Below are 21,927 nucleotides of genomic sequence, written 5' to 3' on the forward strand. Positions count from 1 at the left end.
TCGCTTGCCCTTTTTTATGCTCAAACCACATTCATGCCACTAATACTAAAGCACTGGCACTAAAACACTGAGACGACTTAAGCGCACTATGCAGCACGACTGAACGAGTGACACTATGGATTAGTTACCCGCAATCTTCATTTCAGATAACAAGATACCGCCGGTACGAATCGATGAGCGCAAATCAAAATCCTTACTCACGGCTTGCACGCCACGGAACATCTCTTTTAAGTTACCCGCGATAGTGATCTCTTCCACTGGATATTGGATCTCACCGTTTTCAACGTAGAAACCCGCCGCACCACGGGAATAATCGCCCGTTACCATGTTCACGCCTTGGCCCATAACTTCGGTCACAATCAAACCTGTGCCCATGTCTTTTACCAATTCGTCGAAGGTTTGGCCTGTATGGCCGAGCGTCCAGTTATAAATACCGCCCGCATGGCCCGTGTTGGTTAAGCCTAACTTGCGCGCCGAGTAGCTGGTCAGCAAATAGGTTTCTAACATGCCGCGGTCAATAATGCGTCTGTCTTGGGTCGCCACGCCTTCACTGTCGTAGTTCGCGCTTGCCAATGCGCCCAGTAAATGCGGCTGCTCTTCGATATTAAACCAATCGGGGAAGATTTGGGTGTTGATCGAATCCAATAAGAAACTGGATTTACGGTATAAACTGCCACCGCTGATCGCACCGATAAAGTGGCCGATTAACCCTGTGGCGATATCTGGCGCTAATAAAATGGGTAAACGCGTCGTCGCGATCTTGCGCGCACCAAGGCGACTTACTGTCTTCTCTGCGGTCTTTAAACCTACCGTTTCAGGTGCAAGCATCTCGCTGAATTTACGGGCGATAGTGTAATCGTAATCCCGTTGCATATTGCCTTCACTATCTTCACCTATCACGCTGCAACTCAAGCTATAACGCGAGCTGCAATAACCGTTTAAGAAACCGTGGCTGTTGCCATACACTTTAACCGCAGTGTGAGCATTGGCACTGGCGCCGTCGGAATTATTGATACGTGGATCGGCATCGAGCGCCGCAGTTTCGGCGCGGATCGCCAGTTGCGCTAACTCATCGGGGGAAATATCTTGTGGATAATACAGTTGAAGATCGCGGATCTGATTTGCCATCAAGGCTTTATCGGCAAGACCACTGAATGGATCCGGAGAAGTATAACGGGCGATATCGTCGGCCGCTTTCACCGCTAAGGCAATGGCCTCTGGACTTAAATCCGACGTCGATGAACTGCCCTTGCAACCATCGCGGTAAACTGTAATTCCTAAGGCACCATCTTTATTAAATTCAACGGTTTCAACTTCTTTTAAACGGGTAGAAACCGACAAACCTTGTTGTTTACTGATCGCCACTTCGGCAGCGTTCGTTCCTAATTTGTTGGCATATTCCAGCGCCACGGCCACCGCATCTTTCAGCGCGCCCAATTCACTATCGATTCTGTTCAAAGACACAAAGCTACTCTTTCGTTGTCGGCAATTGCCGTAGCATAACAAACACAAATCCCATTCACATTAATTATTCGCGGCTGACTTAGGCTTGAGAGCGTATCCTATACCCAAACAACCTGAAGATGCAGGATTCAGCAGGAGTTTAACGCACTTTAGGCAAGGCGGTTATTTGCAGACCTAGCGGGCTAAGTTAAAAATAACCAACACAGCATAAAGTGCGTTACCCCGTGGTTAACATCAGCCGCCGGGACGGAGCGCCTAGGGCACTCCACTTCCGTGTTGCATCAATTCAAAAGGTGGCCGACATTCTGTCATTGATGCGCCTTGAATTGAAGCACCCTAGGCGATCTGAAACTCGTATCTTCAGGTAGCTTGGGTATAAACACATTCACCTAGGCGATTTTTGGCTGGAGATGTTATTATTAGCCAGTTATTTACTTGAGGTTTTATCTATATGAAGATTGTTGGTGATTCAGAACATTTTAAACAGCCCTACGACATAGATGAAGATTATGTCAGCAGCAAAACAACGGACAAGCGTGATAGCGAAGCCGTGCAAAAAGTCGGTATGGAGCTTGTTTCACTGAGCAAGACTCAGCTAGATAAAATCGAGCTGGATGAGTTTTTGTACGACGCTATCCTGCAAACACGCAAAATCAAGGTCAATACTGAGGCGTATCGTCGCCACATGCAGTATATCGGCAAATTGATGCGTAATTTTGATATTGAGCCAATCAAGGCTTCACTCGCTATCGTGTTGAATAAAAACAACAACGAGACCGCTAAGTTACAAATGTTCGAAAAAATGCGTGAACGCTTACTCACCCAAGGTGATGATGAGATTCAAACTGTCGTCGAGCATTATCCGCAATTAGACAGACAAAAACTGCGTACTTTGGTGCGTCAAGCCACCAAAGAACTGGCCAAAGGCCCAGAATCAAAATCATCTAAAGAGCTGTTTAAATATCTACGCAGCGAAATCCAAGACTAATTAACTTCAGCCCCACAAGGATGTTGCTTATGCGACTTAGCAAAACGTTATCGGTATTTTCTTGGGCATTACTGGGCGCATTAGCGCTCAGTGGTTGTAATGGCGCCGCTGATGGCACCGACACTGACGGAACAACAGACAGCTACAGCTTAACGCTGGGCTATAAAACTGTAGTTAACGGCAAGTGCGCCGATGCAACCACCAATTTAAGCTTTGCCTCCGATACGAGTTTTTGTGCCGTCGCTACCTTAAAAAAGGGTTCGAGTAAACTTAGCGGCCAACTGATTAGCTTCGCTGCGACCTTAGGTACTGTTGCGCCAGCAACAAAACTCACCAATGCAGATGGCGTTGCTGAAGTCATCATTTCTAACCCAGCATTAACAGCAGAAGCTGGTACGGTAACGGCGAGCTATACGCCGTCTGATGCAGACGCATTAACTGCAAGCCGTAACTACGAGTTCGTTGGTTCAGGCAATGGCAACACCATTGAAACACCCAAACTCAGCGCCAGTATTTTAAGCCGCTCAGCCTTAGTCACTCGCTTTAAAGTCGATGAGTCGGTGCAATTACAAGCCATATTGCTCGATAGCGAAAGCAAAGGTATCGAAGGCGCTAAAGTCACCTTTACTGCAGGTTCAGCGGCGCTCAATCCTGCCAGTGCACTGACCAACACTCAAGGTATTGCGCAGGTACCCTATACGCCAAGTGCAACTGAATTAGGGGCAAACTCCCTCACAGTAATAGTGGACTATCAAGGTCAATCGCTGCAAACCAGCAGTTTGTATGAAGTGTTGAGTAAAGATGCAGTCAATCAAGAAGGCACGCTGAAACTCGGCTCATTCAATGGCGCAGTCTTTACCGAAGGTCAATTGGCGAGCACCTTAACGGCCGATGCCAATGGCAAATATAAAATCAGTGCAGGCGGTAGTTTTGGTGTAAGTGCAAGTTTAGTATTAGAGGCCAATGACGGCACGGTTACGCGAGTACAAACACCCTCTTCCATCAGCTTTAGCTCAGATTGCACCACAAACAATAGCGCCACACTCGATACCCCAGTTACGACTTTATCGGGTAATGCGAGCTCGACCTTCCAAGACACAAGTTGCAGTGGCAACAGTGAACGTAGCGACCAAATCGTCGCCACGACAGTGGCTGGCAACCAGACGCTAACGGCGAATTTCCCGTTCACACTGCAACGCCAAACCCTTGCCAGCTTAAGTTTTGAGTCGGCCGAGCCCGCCCAAATTCGCATTAAAGGTGCGGGCGGCACAGGTGCAAGCGAATCCTCTTTAGTTAGCTTCAAAGTCACCAGCGCCAATGGCCAACCCGCAGCGCAGCAAAAGGTCAGCTTTACCTTAGATACGGTTGTCGGTGGTTTAAGTTTTGCCAATGGCACTGCGAATGCGCAAAGCCTGACTAACTCCCAAGGTATCGCCAGTGTGCGCGTATTATCCGGTACAGTACCCACGCCAGTACGCGTGGTTGCCACTGCTGTTGATACTGATACTAAAGAAGTCATCACTAGCCAATCTGAACAGTTAACCGTGAATACTGGTCTACCTCAACAACTTGGATTTAGTTTAGCGACGAGTAATGCCAACCCTGAAGCGGGCAATATTGATGGTGAGAAAGTCACAGTGACAGCAAGACTGTCTGATAGTTTTGGCAACCCTGCGCCCAATGACACAACAGTCAACTTCACCAGTGAAGGCGGCCAAATAGAGCCAAGCTGCTTAACTCAAAATGGTGTCTGCAGTGTGACTTGGACATCAAGCGATCCAAGACCTCAAGACCATCGCATAACAGTATTAGCCTACGCTTTAGGTCACGAAACCTTTTTCGACACCAATGGTAACAACCAATTTGATACACCCGATGGTAGCGCCATTGCAAAAGCTTGCTTGATAAATGGCGTTCCTGTGGCTTGCAGTGGTAACGGCTTAGATATTGAAACCTTTCATAGCTCAGGCTTTAGCGATCTGCCGACAGCCTTTCGCGATGATAACGAAAACTTCGCCTATGATAGTGGTGAACGCTATTTCGATAACCTCGCTAGCGACACCTATAAAGGTGCCGATGGCAAGTTTAACGGCCCTCAATGTCAAGGCGCACTCTGCGGGACAGGACAAGCGAATAAGACTTATGTTCGTAAAGCAGTTGTGATGATAATGTCTGGCTCAAAAGCCTATTTCTCCCTATGGCAAGATGGTGTCAAAGTATATGAAGATCGCCTAGGTCAAAATATTCTCAACAATCTTGAGTCTTTAACGGCAATTCCTGCAGGGCAAACATCCGAATTTACCGTAAAGTTCTACGACAGTGCCGATCAAATTCTGCCCTCTAGCACAACGCTTAATATCGATGCGGATAAAGGGGAATTACTGTCAACGCCTTATACTGTGCCTAAAACGAATGATGCTAATGCAAGTATGGCGGACTTTTACCTCAAGAATACTGAAACCGCTAGCAGCCAAGTGGTACTAACAGTGAATACACCAAGTGGTGTTGAAACCTTGCTTAAGTTCAATGTGTTGCTGCAATAATAACGAACTGATAGATAATAAAAAGACCCGCGAATGCGGGTCTTTTTATTGGAGGATTTTATTAGAGAATTACAACCCACAGCCCTAGATCTACTACACATCTTTAGTTATAGCTGTGCATCTATGAGCCATGACTCTCACTAATTTTATAACTCTTAATTTTATAGCTCTACTGCACGGCGTAAACGGAAACTACGTAAAGCCAAATACAATGCTCCCACAGCCGCCCATATAAGCCCCAACTCTAATGATTGTGGCTCTAAGTTCACCCAAAGCACGCCAATAGTACCGGCGCCACACAATGGCAAGACTAAGTATTGTAAGTGGTCTCTAAAAGATTTATTACGTCGATCCCTTAGGTAAAACTGCACAATCACGGATAAGTTTACGAAGGTGAACGCCACTAAAGCACCAAAATTCACTAAGGCTAGCGCCATTTCTAAATCAAATGAGACGGCAGATAGCGCAAGTGCGCCCACCAACAAGACATTAAATGCAGGGGTTCGCCATCTAGGATGGATATAAGCAAACCCTTTACGTGGCAACATATTATCCCGCCCCATCACATATAAAATCCGCGCAACCCCAGCATGGGCAGCCATACCGGATGCCAATACAGCAACTGTGGTCGCTACTAATACGATGGACTGAAATAGATTACCACCCACATAGAGTGCAATTTCAGGCAATACCGCATCAAGCTGTTGAAAGCGGGAGATATCGGGGAAATAGAGCTGCAAAAAATAAGACACGCCAACAAAAATCACGCCACCGAGTAAAGCCGTCAACACAATCGCGCGAGGAATAACACGTTGAGCATCTTTAGTTTCTTCAGTCAGTGAACTTAACCCGTCAAAGCCGAGGAAGGAGAAACACAGAATCGTCGCCCCAGTGAATAATGGTGCCATCGCCATATTATCGGCATAAAATGGTCGCACACTCGCGACGACACCTTCGCCTTCACCGAGGGAAATGCTATAGGCCATTAGACCAATGAACACCACAATAATGGCGATCTGTGCAAACACTATCACCCCATTAAAGTTCGCGACGAGATCAATCCCCTTGAGATTAAGCAAGGTCATTATGGTCACAAGAGCGAAAATAAAGATCCAAGGTTCGACGCTGGGAAACATGGCGGTTAAATAGATTTTTGCGAGCAACATATTGATCATTGGCATAAACATATAGTCCAGCAGCGATGACCAACCCACCATAAAACCAACATTCGGGCTAAAGGTTTTTTGAGCATAAGTGTAAGCTGAACCCGCATAGGGATATTTACGTACCAAATGACCGTAACTAAACGCGGTAAATAAAATCCCCGCCAATGCGAATAGATAAGACGTAGCCACATGGCCAGAGGTGATCTCGGAAACAATACCAAAGGTGTCAAAAACGGCCATCGGCGTGAGATAGGCAAGCCCCATCACCACCACTTGCCATAAGTTGAGGGTCTGCTTCAAACCCGGATTTTGTTGGCTCATCAGCACACCCCCATTGTACAGGGTTGAACACCTAAGCACGCATCTGCAATTAGTTTTTGCTTGCGGCTAACCGTCTGCACTCTAGGTTTAATGGCTAACGCAACAACTTGATTTACAACAACTACCGACAATCCGGTACACAACAGCCCCATTGGTCTTTCCTCAGTAAAATAGGTTCAACTGAACCTCATATCATTTCCGGATGTTTACCGGCCTCAATTGTTTTAAAACACATACGCCATAAATAAAAAATAACCGAGATACTGAGTATCTCGGTTATTTTTTCGGCGCGCATTCTCCCCCAAAACCAATAAGAAGACAACCCAATAAAAATATTAAGTGATCCGCAATCTGTGATGGCTTAGTGAAAAACGACAGAATCCAAGTACAAGACTTGGTATCAGCTCACGATCCTCAATCTGCTTTAATCAGAACCAAGATCTCCCTTTGTCGATACATTAGAAGAATCACCAGCAGCACTCCGCAGCAAGGTTTGTAATTGTTGTAGCTCGAGTCTGATGGCTTTCAACTCCTCGTGCATTTGTCTTTGTTCCTGCTCCAAGACTTGTTTGTCCTGCTCACGCTCTAATGCATGCTCTTCGTCACTGAAGGTTTGCATGGTATTGACGATAATCGCAATAAACAAATTTAGCATAGTGAAAGTAGCCACCAGAATAAATGGCACGAAAAATACCCAAGCATAAGGGTAAACTTCCATCACTGGCCGCGAAATTCCCATGGACCAGCTTTCAAGCGTCATTATTTGAAATAAGGTATAAAACGAATCAGCAATGGTGCCAAACCATTCCGGAAACGTACCACCAAAAATTTTGGTGGCTATCACCGCAAACACATAATAAATCAACAGTAATACCGTGGCGATCGATGCCAATCCTGGAAGTGATCCCAACAGAGCTGACACGACCCGTTTCATTGATGGCACAATTGTTAACACTCTCAGCACCCGCAACACCCGTAGCGAACGCAGTACAGCCAGAGGCCCAGATGCAGGGATCAGTGCAATCACTATCACGGTAAAATCAAACACACTCCAAGGGTCTTTAAAAAATTTTCCCCTATAGGCATAAATCCGCAGCAATAACTCCACGACAAATACACTCAGCAGCACCTTATCAAGACTCATCAACAAAGTACCGTATTGCGCCATCAGGCTGGCTGAGGTCTCCATACCTAACTGCACCGCGTTGATTAAAATCAATGCCAAAATAAAATGACCAAACCAGTTTTGCTCAACCAAGCTAATCACTCGTGCCTGCAAACCCGTTGGTACGTTAAGTAAAGATGTACTCATGTCGACTCCTATAATCACAATTGCGGCGATTGTAGCGAGTGCGCTTTCAGATGCCCAGTTTTTACGGTGGGTTAAATAACAACAGGGTTAAATGCAGTGGATTGAGCAAGATTTGGATAATATGAACAGCAACTTTTATGAGGGGGTGGGTAAAACGTCATTACGTCCTCAGTAAACGATTAACACTCGCCAATAAATATAAATCTAAGGTATCGCTAAAAACTAATGGGTACCAGTCAGCAACAACTTCGTTCTTCGCTTAATCCCCAACATCGCTAGGCCGAAAAAGACCGCAAATAAGCCCCATAGTTGCAGCCATTTTGGTATCACACTCGCCCAACTTGCGCCCATTTGATTGAGTTCTAGCATGCCCATAATCGCGGGTACCGCGGGAATAAACTGTGATCCGAGTACTAAAGGTTCTGGGATCAACGCTATCGGCCACACAAAACCTGACACAAATAAAATAGGCATAGAGATCAGCAGTAGCACTTGGGTGGGTAAATCGCGGCGGGTGAACAAGGTGCTCATGGCAACACCTGCGGCGGCGGTAGCCAGTAAAAACGGCAATAACCACAGCGCAACTAAACCAAGGCTCGCTTGAATACTCACGTTATACCAGTGATAACAATAGCCCACATAAAAGCTGGTAAAGAATATATAAATCAACATGAAAGCAAGAATACGACCACAGACTAATTGCACCGGTGACACCTGCTGCCAATACCCTTTATGCCGCCATTGCCCAGCCCCTAAAATGCCAGTACCTATGAGTAAGGTTTGGTGCAAAATCAGCAAGAACAGTCCAGGTACCACATAGGGCGTATAACCTAAGCTCTGGTTAAAGGCTGGCACACTGTTAAGATGAAGCGAGTTTAAACTCTCTTGAGCCTGCTTAGGATTTTGTCCTTGAGCAAGCATGCCAATCAATTGCACTTGTTTTCCCGCATCCATTCCAGCGCTAACTAAGCCTTCAACAACCGCGGAATAAATCAAAAAATAACTAGCATCACCGCCATAGCTTAGCGTCACACCTTTACCGAGCAATAAATCGCGACGGAATCCTTCTGGGATCACAAGTAAGCCGTGGGCCTTACGCGTCTCAATAAAACGCTTCGCCTCAGTAATCGAACCGACTTGGCCTATGACTTGAATTTTTGCGCTGGCATCGGCATGACGGATCAATTGACGGCTTAGGGAAGAATGGTCTAAGTCCACCACGATCAGTTGTTGCTCGGTCGGCACTTGATTCAGATAGGGCAAAGGATACAAAACAGAATAAAACAGTACACCGCCAAATAAGGTCACTGCGATCGCTTTATCGCTAATAATGGCCTTAAACTCAGTGAGGATCAGTCGCCACAGACTGAGCTGACGTGGTGTGTTTGCGTGTTCGCTCTTGGATAAATTCATCCTATTGCCCCTTCGCAGATATAGCTGCGTCCGAGTCATAAACCGTCACTGCAGCATTGGTGTTAACTGTGGTAGGCAGTAATTTACGCGACAGGAAATATATCAAAGGTATCAGACAGATAAAGCCCCAATAGCTGGTGATTTGGCTCGCTACACTTGGCCAAGTGGCGCCATAACTCACGATACTAACATGGGACTCAATATAATGGCTCGATGGCATGATAAGTCGCCACCACTGGGCTAATTGCGGCATTTCGTGAGTCGGAAAAGTAATGCCCATAAAGGCAAACGCTGGCGCAAATAAAGCGGTACAAAAGCTGATGACCCGCGCACTGTCACGCATCACTACAAATATTAATAACACTAAGCTCCAGACTGCCAATAACATGACTAATTGCGCGAGCAATAATAGGGCTAAACTCCCCGCCATCGGCAGAGCAAGATACAAATACAGCCAAGCTAAAATAAAGCCGCCCTGCAGCATCAATATCGGCGTAAACAGCACCATTTTCGCCCACACTTTAGGCCAAAAATGTTCAGTTAAGATATTCGACATGCCATCGGCCTGAGTGGTAGGCGCTAAATGCAGCTCTCGATTTAAACTGTTTGCCATCACTAACATAGATAACAACTGCCACAGCGCAATCAGCACTGGCGGTACTAAGAAACCTATGTAATTGTTATTTCGGTTAAACAGGGCTGTTGTTTGGCTTTTGACTGGGCTTAAATTCACTGCGACTTGGGATTTCGGTGTACCATTTGCGAGCTGCTTTAAACCCGCGACTTGCTGTAATCCGTCGCCTAAACTCAGCTGAATTTGGCTTGAGAGTAACTTACCCACCAGCAAAAATTGACTGTTGTAGCGCACATCAATTGTAGGCTTATGGCCTGTAAGTAAATCCTTTTTCATATCATAGGGAAAAACCACAATCGCGTAGACTTTCGCCTGTTGCATCGCGCTTATCGCCGAGGATAAGTCGGTAAAACTTTGTGGATCGGTAACTGGGTTTGCCTTAAGCTGACGGGTCAACATGCGGCTCAATTGACTATGATCTTGGTCAACAATCGCCACGGGCAGTTGCCTTGGCAGACCTGCACTGAACAACCACCATAAGCATAAAATCCCCAGTAGTGGAATATAACTTATCAGCGCTAACTGCCAAGGGTCATGCCATAGGGCACGCAGCTCACGACGAACTAACGCTGTGAGCAACGCCATAAAGCTTATGCTCGATGGCTGTGATTCGCCCTTAATCTTGTCCGCCACGTTGGCGTGAGGCGTACGTTCAGTCACGACTTTTACTCACTACGCAGCAGCACAGACATGCCGACACGCAGATCGGTAATCGGCTGGTTTGGACGCAATTCCACTTCAAAGGTTCGCATATCAAAATCATGGCCACTTTCGGTCGAACGCCAAGTGGCAAACTCACCCATCACACTGATATGGGACACAGTAAAATCCACATCCTGCCCGAGTGCCGGAATCGTTAATTGAATTTTTTGACCTTTTTTGAAACGTTTAAGTTGGTCTTCTCGCACTTGGAACACGGCCCAAGCATCCTGCATATCAATTAAACTAACAATCGGAAAACCACTGGGTGCCAATTCACCTGCCTGTAACAGCACGTCGCTGATCTCACCCGATTTAGGTGCGCGCATTTGGCTATCTTCCATAATGGCGCTAACTTCTTTCACTGCACCTTCAGCCTTACGGGCATTACCTGCCGCAGCCACTTTGGTTTCCGCCCGCGCACCTTCCTCGGCCATTTGGTACATGGCTAAGGCTGCTTGTTCTGTGTATTTTGCCGCTTGCCATTGGGTAAAGGCTTCATCGCGTTTTTGTCTTGCCGCCACACCTTCGTTAAATAAGTTTTCGACTCGGGTATAAGTGGTTTTAGCGAGCGTTGCCGCCGCCTGCGCCTTGAGCCATTGCTCCTTGGCTGCCATCACTTCTTGGCTGCGAGCACCGTTGTTGGCTTCAAGCTGCATCGCCTTAGCGGCATCACGACCACCTTCGGCCTGCATTAACTTTGCATCTAGCTCAGGACTGCGGATCGCGAATAATAAATCCCCTTGGGCAACACTATCACCGCGGCGCACGAGCACTTGCTCGACTCTGCCTGGCACCTTGGACGAAACATTGTACTCACGGGCTTCAATCTGGCCCTGCAACAAACTCGGCTGCGGGCTATAAGCGAGCTTGAGTCCATAGGCTAAGATAAGGCCTAATGCGACCAACGCCACAAGGGCAAGTATTCTGTTAGCGCGCATTGTTTGTCTCCTGCTCTTGAGTGCGGCCTATGGTACGACCGATAAATTCATCTAGTTGACCACTGATGGCCATTAATCTGGCATAGGCTTGCACATAACGATAACGGGCAGCCAATTGCTGAGTTTTCACTGCGCTCAGTTTCAGCTCCGCATCGACTCTGTCGATAGAGGTTGAAAGCCCTTGATTAAAGGCGATGTCACGCAGACGCAGGTTTTCAATAGCAAGTTCGAGCGAAGTATCAAGCGCCGTCACTTCTTCCTCGGCCTGTAATAATTGGCGATAGCTTTGATCCACCAGCAGGCTCAAGTCTTGTTTAGTTTGTGCCTTGGTATAACGAGCTTGTAAGAGTGCACTTTTCGCCGCTTCGACCTTACCGCTACGGCCATCTCGGCTGATCAGTGGCACATTGACCCCAACCCCAACCATCCAGTCAGGTGTGATGCTCGTCAAGAGTGTGTCTTCTTCATACAAGGTGTAGTTACCGAAGAGGAAAACCGTTGGATGGTATTTACCTTTTTCCAACGCTATTAAACCGTTCGCTTGCGTTTCTTTCGCTTCGAGCAATTTGAGCGCCGGATGTTGGCTCAGGGTAATTTGGCTGAGTTGAGCGAATGAAGGAGCCTGCGGCAATACAAACAAGGAAGAATTTGTGCTCACCTGACTTTGCTGCAGCATACGAGCCAGCGCGATCACTGCCATTTCATGTTGCCGACGAGCACTGCCTAAATTGACTTTAGCATTGTCTAGGGCGACCTGCGCATTGAGGCGCTCGACCTTAGCAATTTGCCCTTCGCGCTCTAGTGCTAAAGCATGATCAACATGCTTAGCTAACGAGCCAACCAGATCAGTCTGAGTATTCACCAATGCCAACGTCACATCGACAGCGTAATATCTATCCACCAGCAGGGTAAATAAATCACGAGTTGCTAATTGTAATTCTTGTTGCTTCTCGGCCACCATAGCCGCGTGTATACCTTGAGCCGCAGTGATCTGTCCGCCCGTATAAATCGGCCACATTGCCTGTAAGCTGGCGCTAAAAATATCTTGTTCACTTAAGGGCAGCGGCGGAATACCCGCAATAATGCCGCCAAGCGATGGCGGGATAGAAATCACAGAATTTAATTCTTTCAGATCAAACTCAATCGGTTTATCCAAATGAATATAATTACCGCGAATGTCTAATGAGGGGAAATTTAAGCTCTCGCCCGCCTCTTGCTCCCCCTTAGCGCGGTTAACTTCCTGGGATTGCGCTTGCAACTTGTCGCTCACCTTCAGCACTTGCTGCCAAGCATCAGTAAAGCTAATCGGCTGAGCATAGCCAGCCGAAGGCAATGATAATAGGCACAGCCAGACCACACGTGATAGTTTCATTAACACCTCTAGAGTAGTTACTCTAATTTCCTTTGCGAATGATAACATTCATGGTGGGTAGTGGGTAGCGACTAGAACCTATAGACGTAAGGTTCTAGGTTTTATGCTGTTCCGCCCACGGTGAGCTTATCGAGTTTTAGGGTCGGTTGACCCACACCCACAGGCACACTTTGACCGTCTTTACCACAAACGCCCACTCCTTGATCTAAAGCCATATCGTTACCGACCATAGAAATCTGGCTCATAGCCTCAGGGCCATTACCGATTAAAGTAGCCCCCTTAATGGCTTGAGTAACTTCACCATTTTCAATCAAATAGGCTTCGGATGCTGAGAACACAAACTTACCCGAAGTGATATCAACTTGACCACCGCCAAAGTTAGGGGCGTAAATGCCCTTCTTCACCGATTTGATAATCTCACTGGGATCAGACTCACCGGCCGTCATATAAGTATTGGTCATACGTGGCATAGGCAAATGCGCGTAGGATTCGCGGCGGCCGTTACCCGTTGGCGCAACACCCATTAAGCAAGCATTGAGTTTGTCTTGGATGTAACCCTTTAAAATACCGTCTTCAATCAATACGGTTCTTTGGGTTTGTACACCTTCATCGTCGATACTCAGTGAACCACGACGATTAGGCAAGGTGCCATCGTCGACCACAGTCACTAACTTAGACGCAACTTGCTGACCAACCTTGCCGCTAAAGGCACTGCTGCCCTTACGGTTAAAGTCGCCTTCCAAACCATGTCCAACCGCTTCGTGGAGCAATACACCGGGCCAGCCATTACCTAACACCACTGGCATTTCACCCGCTGGTGCATCGATGGCATTTAGATTGACCTGCGCTTGACGCACGGCTTCGCGGGCAAAGGCGAAACACATAGGTAAACCTGTGTCATCGCTTGCCATTAAAACACCGTAGTCATGACGACCACCACCACCAGCGCCGCCACGTTCACGTTTACCGTTTTCTTCCAAAATCACGCTACAGTTAAAACGCACCAGAGGACGGATATCGGCCGCAAGAGTGCCATCACTCGCAGCAACGAGGATTTCTTCGTGCACACCAGCAAGGCTAACCACCACTTGAATAATCCGGCTATCTAGACTGCGAATAAACGCATCGGCTTCTTTCAGCAGGTTGATTTTTTTGACTTCTTCCATCGCCGCAATCGGATCTAAGCTGTCGTATAACGCCAATGCTTTTTGACGTTTAAAGGCTTGTACCTGAGTCTGCTCACCCGCACTAGCAATGCCACGGGCAGCCTGTACTGCAGCGCTTAAGGCGGCAGGAGTGATATCGTCGGCATAGGCAAAACCCGTTTTCTCACCGCTAATGGCCCGCACGCCCACACCGCGTTCAATATGGAAACTACCGTCTTTGATGATGCCGTCTTCCAGCACCCAAGATTCGTGGCGACTACCTTGAAAATAGAGATCGGAATAATCGATTTTGTGCTGATGTATGGTGTTTAGATAGGTTTGCAGGCCATCTAACGCTAACCCATTCTTCAATAAACTTTGCTCTACTTGTGCTAAAAATGGCATCTATGCTCTCTTTGACCCCAAGGGATCTTGATATTCTGAGTGTAAATTCGGTGTACTAATTCTATGTGTTAATGCTGCGTATCGACTCAAGCGCAAATTCAGCATTTCAACTCGTCTGCTGGCTATTGGCACATTATTTCAAGCTTGGTTCAAGGAAACGATTATGCTGCATGACGGGCATTTTACTGCGAATACTGTGCAGTTCGGTTAAGTCGACCTCAGCCTGTACCCAACCCGTACCGGTTTTAAGTTCAGCCAAAATATTCCCCCAAGGACCGACTATCATGCTCTGCCCCCAAGTTTCTCGACTGCCTTCGTTATGCTGTCCCCACTGAGCTGCAGCAAGAATAACGCATTGGGTTTCAATCGCTCTGGCCTGTAACAATACCTGCCAATGGGCTTCACCCGTCACCTTGGTGAAGGCAGAAGGGACAGCAATAATCTCGGCACCCGCAAGGCGCATCGCCCTAAACAAGTCAGGAAAGCGTAAATCATAACAGATGGTTAAGCCAATTTTGCCAAAAGGTGTATCGATAACACTAATGTGATCACCGGGGCAGAAGGTTTCGCTCTCGCGATATTGTTTTGTACCATCGGCAACATCCACATCAAAAAGGTGCAGTTTATCGTAATGCCCTAAAGTATCACCTTTATCATCAAACAGATAACTGCGACTATAGACACGACCATCCTCAGCCAACGCCGGAATAGTCCCCGCGACCATAAACACCCGATACTTGGCGGCCAGTGCACTTAACGCCGATTTGAGCGGACTCTGATGGACATCGCCCGCATAGGCAAGTTGCTGACTTTCATGGCCACCAAACAGTAAGCTGCATTCGGGTAATACCACTAAATGGGGCGCATCAGCATCCCGTTTGAGTTCGTTAAGCTGCGATTCGATAAACTGCAGATTGGCGCTGACGTCGCGACTGCTCTGACATTGCAACAGGCTGATATGCATTTTGATCTCCCTGAATTTGCTTAATCGGTTCTACTGCTGGCTGATTCTCTGGTGTGGCAGGCGTGTTCGGTGCTTCAGGCGAAGGCGTCGCTTGAGGTTGCTCCCGCTTTAAATCGGGCGCTTTAATTTGATCTGTTGCTGGCTTTAGCTCTTCTGACTTTGATTCTTCAGATCTGGCCTCTTCAGGCTTAACGTCTTGTGGCTCGAGCGCTTCTGGTTGTGTTGCTTGAAACTGTGGCTCAGATTTAGTGTTGCTTGGTTTGACTTCAGTTGACTGAGCTTCAGTTAACTTAGTTTCAGTTGGCTTAGCTTCTGTTAATTGAGCCTCGGTCGATTTAGTCTCTACCGGCTGAGTGATATCGGCGTTATGACTCGCGGCTTCAGTCGGCACCGCTGGGCGCTCAACGCCAACCACAGGTAAAATAGATTCTGGAATTTCAATCTCTTTACTCTTTCGCTCTAACTCTTCGACCACAGGCTCTGCCATAGTCCCAGTCACCCGAAAACGAATTTCTGAAATCACTTCAATCACAGGCTCAAGCACTTTTGTCAGGGCAAAGGCCCCCAGACCCAGTGTCCAAGCGCTGGTACTGAGCAATACGACAGTCGGCACACTTGAGGCCAACTGCGGCACAAAGCGGATATCGTAATTCAAACTTTCAGTGGTGAGATCCGTATAGCCACGCACCTTCATATTACCCGCGATGGCATCCATTTCAGTGTCAGTGGTTTTCACCACGCCATTATCAATCTGCAAATTGCCATTGAAAGAATTGAAATACATGCCCTGACCGAAGACATCGGTGAAATCCAGCGACAGTTTACGCACCAAAGAATCTAAACTGAACAGGGAGAAAATCCGTGCGCCCTTGTCACTCACCTGAGATAAGTGACCTTTGCCTAAGTTGAATTTCACCTTGCCATTTAAGGTTTCGAGGGAGAAGGCATAGGGAGCACCTTGCCAAGATAAGTCCGCATTCACCTTCAAGGGGGCTTCATTAACGCCAGGCTCTATACCCAATTGAGCAGATAGATAACTAAACTGAGTGGCATTTAACTCAACACTGAGATCAGTTTTATTCTGTCCAGCCTGTTGCTGCCAAATGCCACTGCCCTGCAAATTGACATTGGGCGTAGTCAAAGACAATGTTTGAATCTTATATCCTGCCGCTTGTGGGCTCGCCTGCAAAACTAGCTTTCCAAAGGATTTATCGAAGAAACGAAAATCTTCCACATTCACTGCCACGGGCGGCAAGTTAGTAAGCACTTGATCACTGGCAAAATCGGCATCCGTGTTCGGCTTTACCTCAGGTGAAAAATAAAATTTATTCGCCACAACTTTGAGACCTTGAGTTTTCCAATTTGGATAGAAATCGATCCAACCGTCAAATTCGTTGGCAACGGTATTAAAACGCCATCCCGTCTCGTTAGGCTTAGCATTAAGCCTAAGCTCCGTCAGTTCTTGCCCTAAAAGATCGAGCCGACCGATATGAGAATCGATGCTCACCACCGCGGGAAATAAACTTTTATGGGGAATATCATCAACTAAAATGCCCGTTTTCGGTATTTTCTCTTGACCAACAAAGGCATTAATCACAGGTAACCATTCGGCTAATTTGGCCTTACCGAGATCGACTTGAATATGACCTTGTTCCGTATTTCTGGCTTCATCCTCACCAAACAAACGCCCCAATAACAAGTCAAAATAACTAAAATTTGCGCCTTTATCGGCATCGAAACCACCGATAAACTCGGCATGACTGGCAAGTTTGACATCGAGCGTCGCATTATCTTGATCACCAACAAACTCGGCGACTAAAGGTCGTGGTTCATTTTCGGGTTTAGCAAAGTATCCTGGAAGTAACAGTTGCGTCCCCAGCATATCCGAAGTCACTTTGGCTTGGATTTGATAACCTTGCTCAGTAAATAGCATAGTCATAGCACCGTCCCAACTGATTTTTCCCTGATAAAAATCGCTCAAGGGATTGTGCAATTCATCGGGGAGACGGCTGAGATCCCAACGACTTTTCAGCGAAAGATTAAGGCCAAAATCTTTACCTTTAGGCTGAGTGTCGAAAGTTAAACTAAGCGGTTGTTCGAACAAGCGCGCTTTAATGCCTTTTCCTGTCACAACCTCATTCGCAAAGTCGACTACACCAGTCACGCCATGAAGTTGAAGCCCTGGCTGAGCAATATATACAGGCGTGTTATCAAAACGGATTTGACCACGAATATCTTCAACTTCACCTTCATACAGTGGAATGCTGATGTCTAAAGTGCCAGTAACAGCACCTTGCACTTGCACGACATCTAAGGTTTTGCCTACTGAGGTCGCCAAAGGTGAGGCTTGTAAAACCTTAGTCGCCGCACTGCCTTGAGTAGCAAGTTCGGCTTCAATCCTTAGCAGCGTCTGTTCACCAATGGCGGGAATAAATACATGGGCCCCTGTGGCATCCACATTCATCAGCTTGCCTTGGTTTAACCAAAGATCCATACGGGTATTTTCAAACAAAGCGTTAAGGGACAGATCTGTGACCGCAGGCCAGTCGGGTTGAAACTGAAATTTGGCATCTGTTAAAGTAAATGCTGCCTGAAACACGCCGCTATTATCGTCGAAGGGAAAACCACTTAACGGACCACGCCAAACAACTTGCGCATCTTGGGTCTGACCCGCTTTAAGCCCAGTATCCAAATACTCGGCCAGTGATTCACCCATCGCCTTATTGGGGAAATACTTGTCGGCATTAGCCACATTGTTGATACGAACATTGGCCGCCAGCGCCATGTGCGCAGCACCGCTAAAGTCCAAATTCAATGCCGCATCAACACCGATATCTTCGTTTTCAAGCTGCAACTGAGGCACATTTAAACTCAGATGTTCAGTATCGAATTGACCATCAATTGGCGCCCCATTGAACACTAATGGCGCCGAAAATTCATCACCAAAATCAAGAGTGTACACTTGTTCAGGTAGAGAGAAATACAGCGTCTTATCTTGCCAGCGCAGGTTCACATCTACAGGATTAGTATTGGGAATACCGTCAACCTTCTGCCAATGCAACTGCTTCACTTCGGTACTGGCGAGCAAAGGCTGGTCGGCTTTTTGATACAGGCGGATTGGTCCAATATTCGCCTCGGGAGCTAACGCATGCCATTGACGTAATACGGCTCTATCGACTCCAGGAAATAGCGGCAGCAGCGGCAATAGACTCTGAGTATTAACTTGATTCACATAGGCAAATAATTCATCGTTTTGACGCTTCGCGGCCAGCGTTAATGCCGGCCAATGCTCACCATTGGTGACAAAATCCAGTCCTGAACTTTGCACTTCCCAACCCGTCGCCTTTGGCTGCCAAACAATGTCACCCGCTTGAATTTCAAATCTCTGCGGCTCTTGCTTTAATGTCCATTGCAGCCAGCTCGGCTCAAAATGAACCATAGCAGAACTGATGCTGCGGTCGGCAAACGTAAGCCAAGCCTTAAGATTGACAACCCCTTCTAAGGGTAACTTTTGAGTAGAATCATAGGGATTAGGCTGACGTGAAGCCCATTCACCTAAATCCAAAGAGTTAGCCGCCAAATAAATCTGCCCAGTCAAACTGTCGGGATTTGCACCATCGCCATTGATATCTAACTGTAATCCGAGAGATTCATGCTCAGAGGCATGACTATCAAGATACAACTCTCCCGCACCACGGTGACGTTCACCCTGATTGCGCCAGTTCAAATGACGGATATGGATCGGGCGAAACTCTTGGTGCATGCTCAGCAATTGCACTGTGGCATTGGTTAAGGAGAATCTATCGAGTTGTTTGAGCAACAGGGCATAGAGCCAATCGAGTTGCGGGGCTTTATTAATTGTGGCGGGATCGTTCTCGGTAAGCTTATCCATGTCTAAAGCGACATGGACACCCTCAAAATTGACATCTTCGATTCGCGGGGTGAGTGTGAGCAGCGATTGCCAAAAATCTAACTTCACTTGTACGTTCTTGATCATCAAGGTCACAGGCAGTTGTTCCTGTGGCGGGATCACTAAGTCATCGATGTTAATTGCAGGGCCAAATGCCTGCCAATGGGCGGATAGCTCCCCCACTTGCACATCTACTTTATATTCGCTTTTTACGTAATTAACCAGTTGCTGGCGAACTTCATCAACCTGCGGTAATAAGCCACGGATCAAACTGACGGCAAGCGCAAACAAGACCAAAATAAGCGCCATAAATTGCCAACAAAAACGGCTAAATTTTTTTGCAGTAAAAAGCGTAGCCACTACATCATCACCACATCATATTTGTGCTGTGAGTACATAGGCTCATTTTGCAAACGGATGCGCTTACCTATGTAAACCTCAAGTTCAGCAATAAGATGATTATCATCGGTATGCAGACTTTGATACACGGCAGGCGAACAGTACAACAGGAACTCATCAGCATCGTAGGCACGGTTTAAACGGATTATTTCGCGAAAGACCTCATAGGAAACCGTCTCGACTGTCTTCATGCTCCCCGTGCCATGACAGGCCGGACATTCGCCACAGACGACATGCTCTAAACTTTCGCGGGTACGCTTACGGGTCATTTCGACTAGACCTAACCCCGAAAAACCACTCACATTGGTTTTCACCCTATCCTTAGACAAAGCGCTGGTTAAGCTGCTAAGAACACGAGCCTTATGATCCGCCGTCATCATGTCGATAAAATCGATAATAATGATGCCGCCGAGATTACGCAGACGTAACTGCCTCGCTATCGCTTGGGTCGCTTCGAGGTTGGTATTAAAAATGGTTTCTTCAAGATTCCTGTGCCCCACAAAGGCACCGGTATTGATATCCACAGTCGTCATGGCTTCGGTTTGATCTATGATCAAATAGCCACCAGACTTAAGCTCGACTTTACGGCCGAGTGCACGTTGAATTTCGTTCTCCACATCGTAGAGATCAAAAATAGGCGCAGGTCCTGAATAGTGCTCAATCTTATCGGCAATCTCTGGCATAAACTCCTGCGCAAAAGACTGCAACTCGGCAAAAGTGCGGCGAGAATCCACTTGAATACGGTCCAGCTCAGTACCGACAAAATCACGCACAATGCGCACAGGTAAGGCTAAATCTTGATACAGGAGCGACACACCACTGCGTTTACGTCGCTCACTCACCTTTGACCAAACTCGGCGTAAAAATGCCGCATCTTGGGATAACTCATCTTCCCCTACGCCTTCGGCGGCGGTGCGGATAATAAAACCACCGTCATCATCAACATAGGGCAAAGTAATTTGTTTGAGGCGACTGCGTTCTTCTTCTAGTTCAATACGCTGGGAAACACCAACATGGCTAGAACCTGGCATAAAGACTAAATAACGGGAAGGCAGCGTGATATCGGTCGTTAGGCGTGCGCCCTTAGTGCCCAGCGGATCTTTAACCACTTGCACCATAATGTCTTGCCCTTGACGGACTAACTCGGCGATATCACGAACAACGAAATGACCTTTCTCAACATCGGCGACACACTCAGTGTGCGGTACTATGTCGGACGCATGTAAAAAAGCCGCTTTATCTAAGCCAATATCGACAAAGGCGGCTTGCATACCGGGTAACACACGGCTGATTTTACCTTTGTAAATATTCCCCACTAAACCCCGTTTCATCCGGCGTTCAATATGGACTTCTTGCAGCACACCATGCTCAACTAAAGCAACGCGCGCCTCAGATGGAGTTACGTTGATCAGTAATTCTGAACCCATCTTGCGCTGTATTTTATTTGGATTTAAGCGACTGGTATTCACGACTCACCCCATTCGGGAAACTAGATTAATTAATCGAAGTTACAAACTCTCTAAGCATGAAAACCGAATAAAGGAACAAGGTCAACGTCATTGGAGTACTCGATTCAGAGCCCTAAACGCCAATAAGGTTCATTCTAACCTCAAGCCAAAATCGCAATATAAGCAACCAGCAGCAGTTAAATAAAACCAACTTCGGCTAACAACTCACGCGTTTCAACCAGAGGTAAACCTACAACGCCAGAATAACTGCCTTCAATTGCAGCCACAAAGCAACCGCCGAGCCCTTGAATGCCATAACTGCCCGCCTTATCCATGGGCTCTTTTGAAGCCACATAAGCCTCAATGTCAGCTGTCGATAAAGCGCAAAAACGCACTTGTGTTTCAACTAAGCGCACTGAGGTTTTTAAGGTTGAGTCAGACTCGCCTGCTTTGTAGGTCAGTGCTACAGCCGTCATCACAGTATGCGTTCGGCCAGACAGTTCACTGAGCGTTTGCTTAGCATCGGCCACATCTAGCGGTTTGCCTAATATTTGATTTTCAAGCACTACGATAGTATCAGAACCTAATACAGCAGGCTGTGACATATCTGCGCATAATGCCAGTCCAGCTTGGGCTTTTTCAGCGGCTAAACGTCGTACATAATCCCTTGGCGCTTCGCCCTGTTGCACAGTTTCATCAATATCCGGTGCCACTTGCGTGAAACTAAACTCAGGACGACCGAATCCAATCTGTGCCAATAATTCTTTGCGACGTGGCGAAGTTGAAGCTAAAACTAAATCCAC

Annotated in this window: 14 protein-coding genes; 2 read left to right on the forward strand and 12 right to left on the reverse strand. The window is 47.1% G+C overall.

Annotation, left to right across the window (positions count from 1 at the left end; translation table 11 throughout):
* Window positions 1–120: 120 nt before the first annotated feature.
* The gene (pmbA, locus tag L5M37_RS12995; RefSeq protein ID WP_105251299.1) at window positions 121–1,464 is read right to left on the reverse strand and encodes a metalloprotease PmbA; all 1,344 of its coding nucleotides are present in this window, start codon (window positions 1,462–1,464) and stop codon (window positions 121–123) included.
* A 451-nt stretch (window positions 1,465–1,915) separates the two neighbouring features.
* On the opposite strand from pmbA, the gene yjgA reads away from it, so the two are divergent.
* Together yjgA and L5M37_RS13005 are read left to right on the forward strand one after the other, a co-directional pair.
* Window positions 1,916–2,452 carry a ribosome biogenesis factor YjgA gene (gene yjgA / locus L5M37_RS13000; protein WP_105251298.1) on the forward strand — a complete coding sequence of 179 codons (537 nt, stop codon included), beginning with the start codon at window positions 1,916–1,918 and terminating at the stop codon, window positions 2,450–2,452.
* Between the two features lie 29 nt (window positions 2,453–2,481).
* Window positions 2,482–4,995 carry an Ig-like domain-containing protein gene (locus tag L5M37_RS13005; RefSeq protein ID WP_263200715.1) on the forward strand — a complete coding sequence of 838 codons (2,514 nt, stop codon included), beginning with the start codon at window positions 2,482–2,484 and terminating at the stop codon, window positions 4,993–4,995.
* Window positions 4,996–5,156: 161 nt separating this feature from the next.
* Here L5M37_RS13005 and L5M37_RS13010 read toward each other — a convergent pair whose 3' ends face one another.
* The 11 genes from L5M37_RS13010 to L5M37_RS13060 form a co-directional block, all read right to left on the reverse strand.
* On the reverse strand, window positions 5,157–6,482 hold the full coding sequence (locus L5M37_RS13010) for an APC family permease (protein ID WP_263183576.1): 1,326 nt from the start codon (window positions 6,480–6,482) through the stop codon (window positions 5,157–5,159).
* A gap of 424 nt (window positions 6,483–6,906) precedes the next feature.
* A complete protein-coding gene (locus tag L5M37_RS13015; RefSeq protein WP_168825659.1) occupies window positions 6,907–7,794 on the reverse strand; it encodes an ion transporter in 888 nt (295 codons plus the stop codon).
* A gap of 222 nt (window positions 7,795–8,016) precedes the next feature.
* The gene (locus L5M37_RS13020; protein WP_263200717.1) at window positions 8,017–9,207 is read right to left on the reverse strand and encodes an ABC transporter permease; all 1,191 of its coding nucleotides are present in this window, start codon (window positions 9,205–9,207) and stop codon (window positions 8,017–8,019) included.
* Window position 9,208: 1 nt separating this feature from the next.
* The gene (locus L5M37_RS13025) at window positions 9,209–10,426 is read right to left on the reverse strand and encodes an ABC transporter permease (RefSeq protein WP_263200745.1); all 1,218 of its coding nucleotides are present in this window, start codon (window positions 10,424–10,426) and stop codon (window positions 9,209–9,211) included.
* A gap of 80 nt (window positions 10,427–10,506) precedes the next feature.
* The gene (locus L5M37_RS13030) at window positions 10,507–11,481 is read right to left on the reverse strand and encodes an HlyD family secretion protein (RefSeq protein ID WP_113940072.1); all 975 of its coding nucleotides are present in this window, start codon (window positions 11,479–11,481) and stop codon (window positions 10,507–10,509) included.
* On the reverse strand, window positions 11,471–12,853 hold the full coding sequence (locus tag L5M37_RS13035; RefSeq protein WP_263200720.1) for a TolC family protein: 1,383 nt from the start codon (window positions 12,851–12,853) through the stop codon (window positions 11,471–11,473). Before L5M37_RS13035 ends, L5M37_RS13030 begins: the two co-directional genes overlap by 11 nt.
* 101 nt (window positions 12,854–12,954) lie before the next feature.
* Window positions 12,955–14,403: a metalloprotease TldD gene (tldD, locus tag L5M37_RS13040; protein ID WP_263200722.1), complete on the reverse strand. Its 1,449-nt coding sequence runs from the start codon at window positions 14,401–14,403 to the stop codon at window positions 12,955–12,957.
* Between the two features lie 133 nt (window positions 14,404–14,536).
* Window positions 14,537–15,367, reverse strand: coding sequence for a carbon-nitrogen hydrolase family protein (locus tag L5M37_RS13045; RefSeq protein ID WP_263200723.1), 831 nt, complete (start codon window positions 15,365–15,367; stop codon window positions 14,537–14,539).
* A complete protein-coding gene (locus L5M37_RS13050) occupies window positions 15,291–19,637 on the reverse strand; it encodes a YhdP family protein (RefSeq protein WP_263200725.1) in 4,347 nt (1,448 codons plus the stop codon). Before L5M37_RS13050 ends, L5M37_RS13045 begins: the two co-directional genes overlap by 77 nt.
* Window positions 19,637–21,103: a ribonuclease G gene (rng, locus tag L5M37_RS13055; RefSeq protein ID WP_168825804.1), complete on the reverse strand. Its 1,467-nt coding sequence runs from the start codon at window positions 21,101–21,103 to the stop codon at window positions 19,637–19,639. The genes L5M37_RS13050 and rng overlap by 1 nt, the downstream gene beginning before the upstream one ends.
* A gap of 218 nt (window positions 21,104–21,321) precedes the next feature.
* Complete coding sequence (locus tag L5M37_RS13060) at window positions 21,322–21,927, reverse strand: Maf family protein (RefSeq protein ID WP_198573065.1); 606 nt, start codon at window positions 21,925–21,927, stop codon at window positions 21,322–21,324.

The sequence above is a fragment of the Shewanella sp. SM69 genome (assembly GCF_025653985.1).
Taxonomy (GTDB): domain Bacteria; phylum Pseudomonadota; class Gammaproteobacteria; order Enterobacterales; family Shewanellaceae; genus Shewanella; species Shewanella oncorhynchi.

What these genes read in the sequence shown, in the direction of transcription:
- yjgA (WP_105251298.1), top strand. Translation starts at nt 1,916, where the DNA reads ATGAAGATTGTTGGTGATTCAGAACATTTTAAACAGCCCTACGACATA.
- L5M37_RS13015 (WP_168825659.1), bottom strand. Translation starts at nt 7,794, where the DNA reads ATGAGTACATCTTTACTTAACGTACCAACGGGTTTGCAGGCACGAGTG.
- rng (WP_168825804.1), bottom strand. Translation starts at nt 21,103, where the DNA reads ATGGGTTCAGAATTACTGATCAACGTAACTCCATCTGAGGCGCGCGTT.
- L5M37_RS13005 (WP_263200715.1), top strand. Translation starts at nt 2,482, where the DNA reads ATGCGACTTAGCAAAACGTTATCGGTATTTTCTTGGGCATTACTGGGC.
- L5M37_RS13035 (WP_263200720.1), bottom strand. Translation starts at nt 12,853, where the DNA reads ATGAAACTATCACGTGTGGTCTGGCTGTGCCTATTATCATTGCCTTCG.
- L5M37_RS13025 (WP_263200745.1), bottom strand. Translation starts at nt 10,426, where the DNA reads ATGGCGTTGCTCACAGCGTTAGTTCGTCGTGAGCTGCGTGCCCTATGG.
- L5M37_RS13020 (WP_263200717.1), bottom strand. Translation starts at nt 9,207, where the DNA reads ATGAATTTATCCAAGAGCGAACACGCAAACACACCACGTCAGCTCAGT.
- tldD (WP_263200722.1), bottom strand. Translation starts at nt 14,403, where the DNA reads ATGCCATTTTTAGCACAAGTAGAGCAAAGTTTATTGAAGAATGGGTTA.
- L5M37_RS13030 (WP_113940072.1), bottom strand. Translation starts at nt 11,481, where the DNA reads ATGCGCGCTAACAGAATACTTGCCCTTGTGGCGTTGGTCGCATTAGGC.
- L5M37_RS13045 (WP_263200723.1), bottom strand. Translation starts at nt 15,367, where the DNA reads ATGCATATCAGCCTGTTGCAATGTCAGAGCAGTCGCGACGTCAGCGCC.
- L5M37_RS13010 (WP_263183576.1), bottom strand. Translation starts at nt 6,482, where the DNA reads ATGAGCCAACAAAATCCGGGTTTGAAGCAGACCCTCAACTTATGGCAA.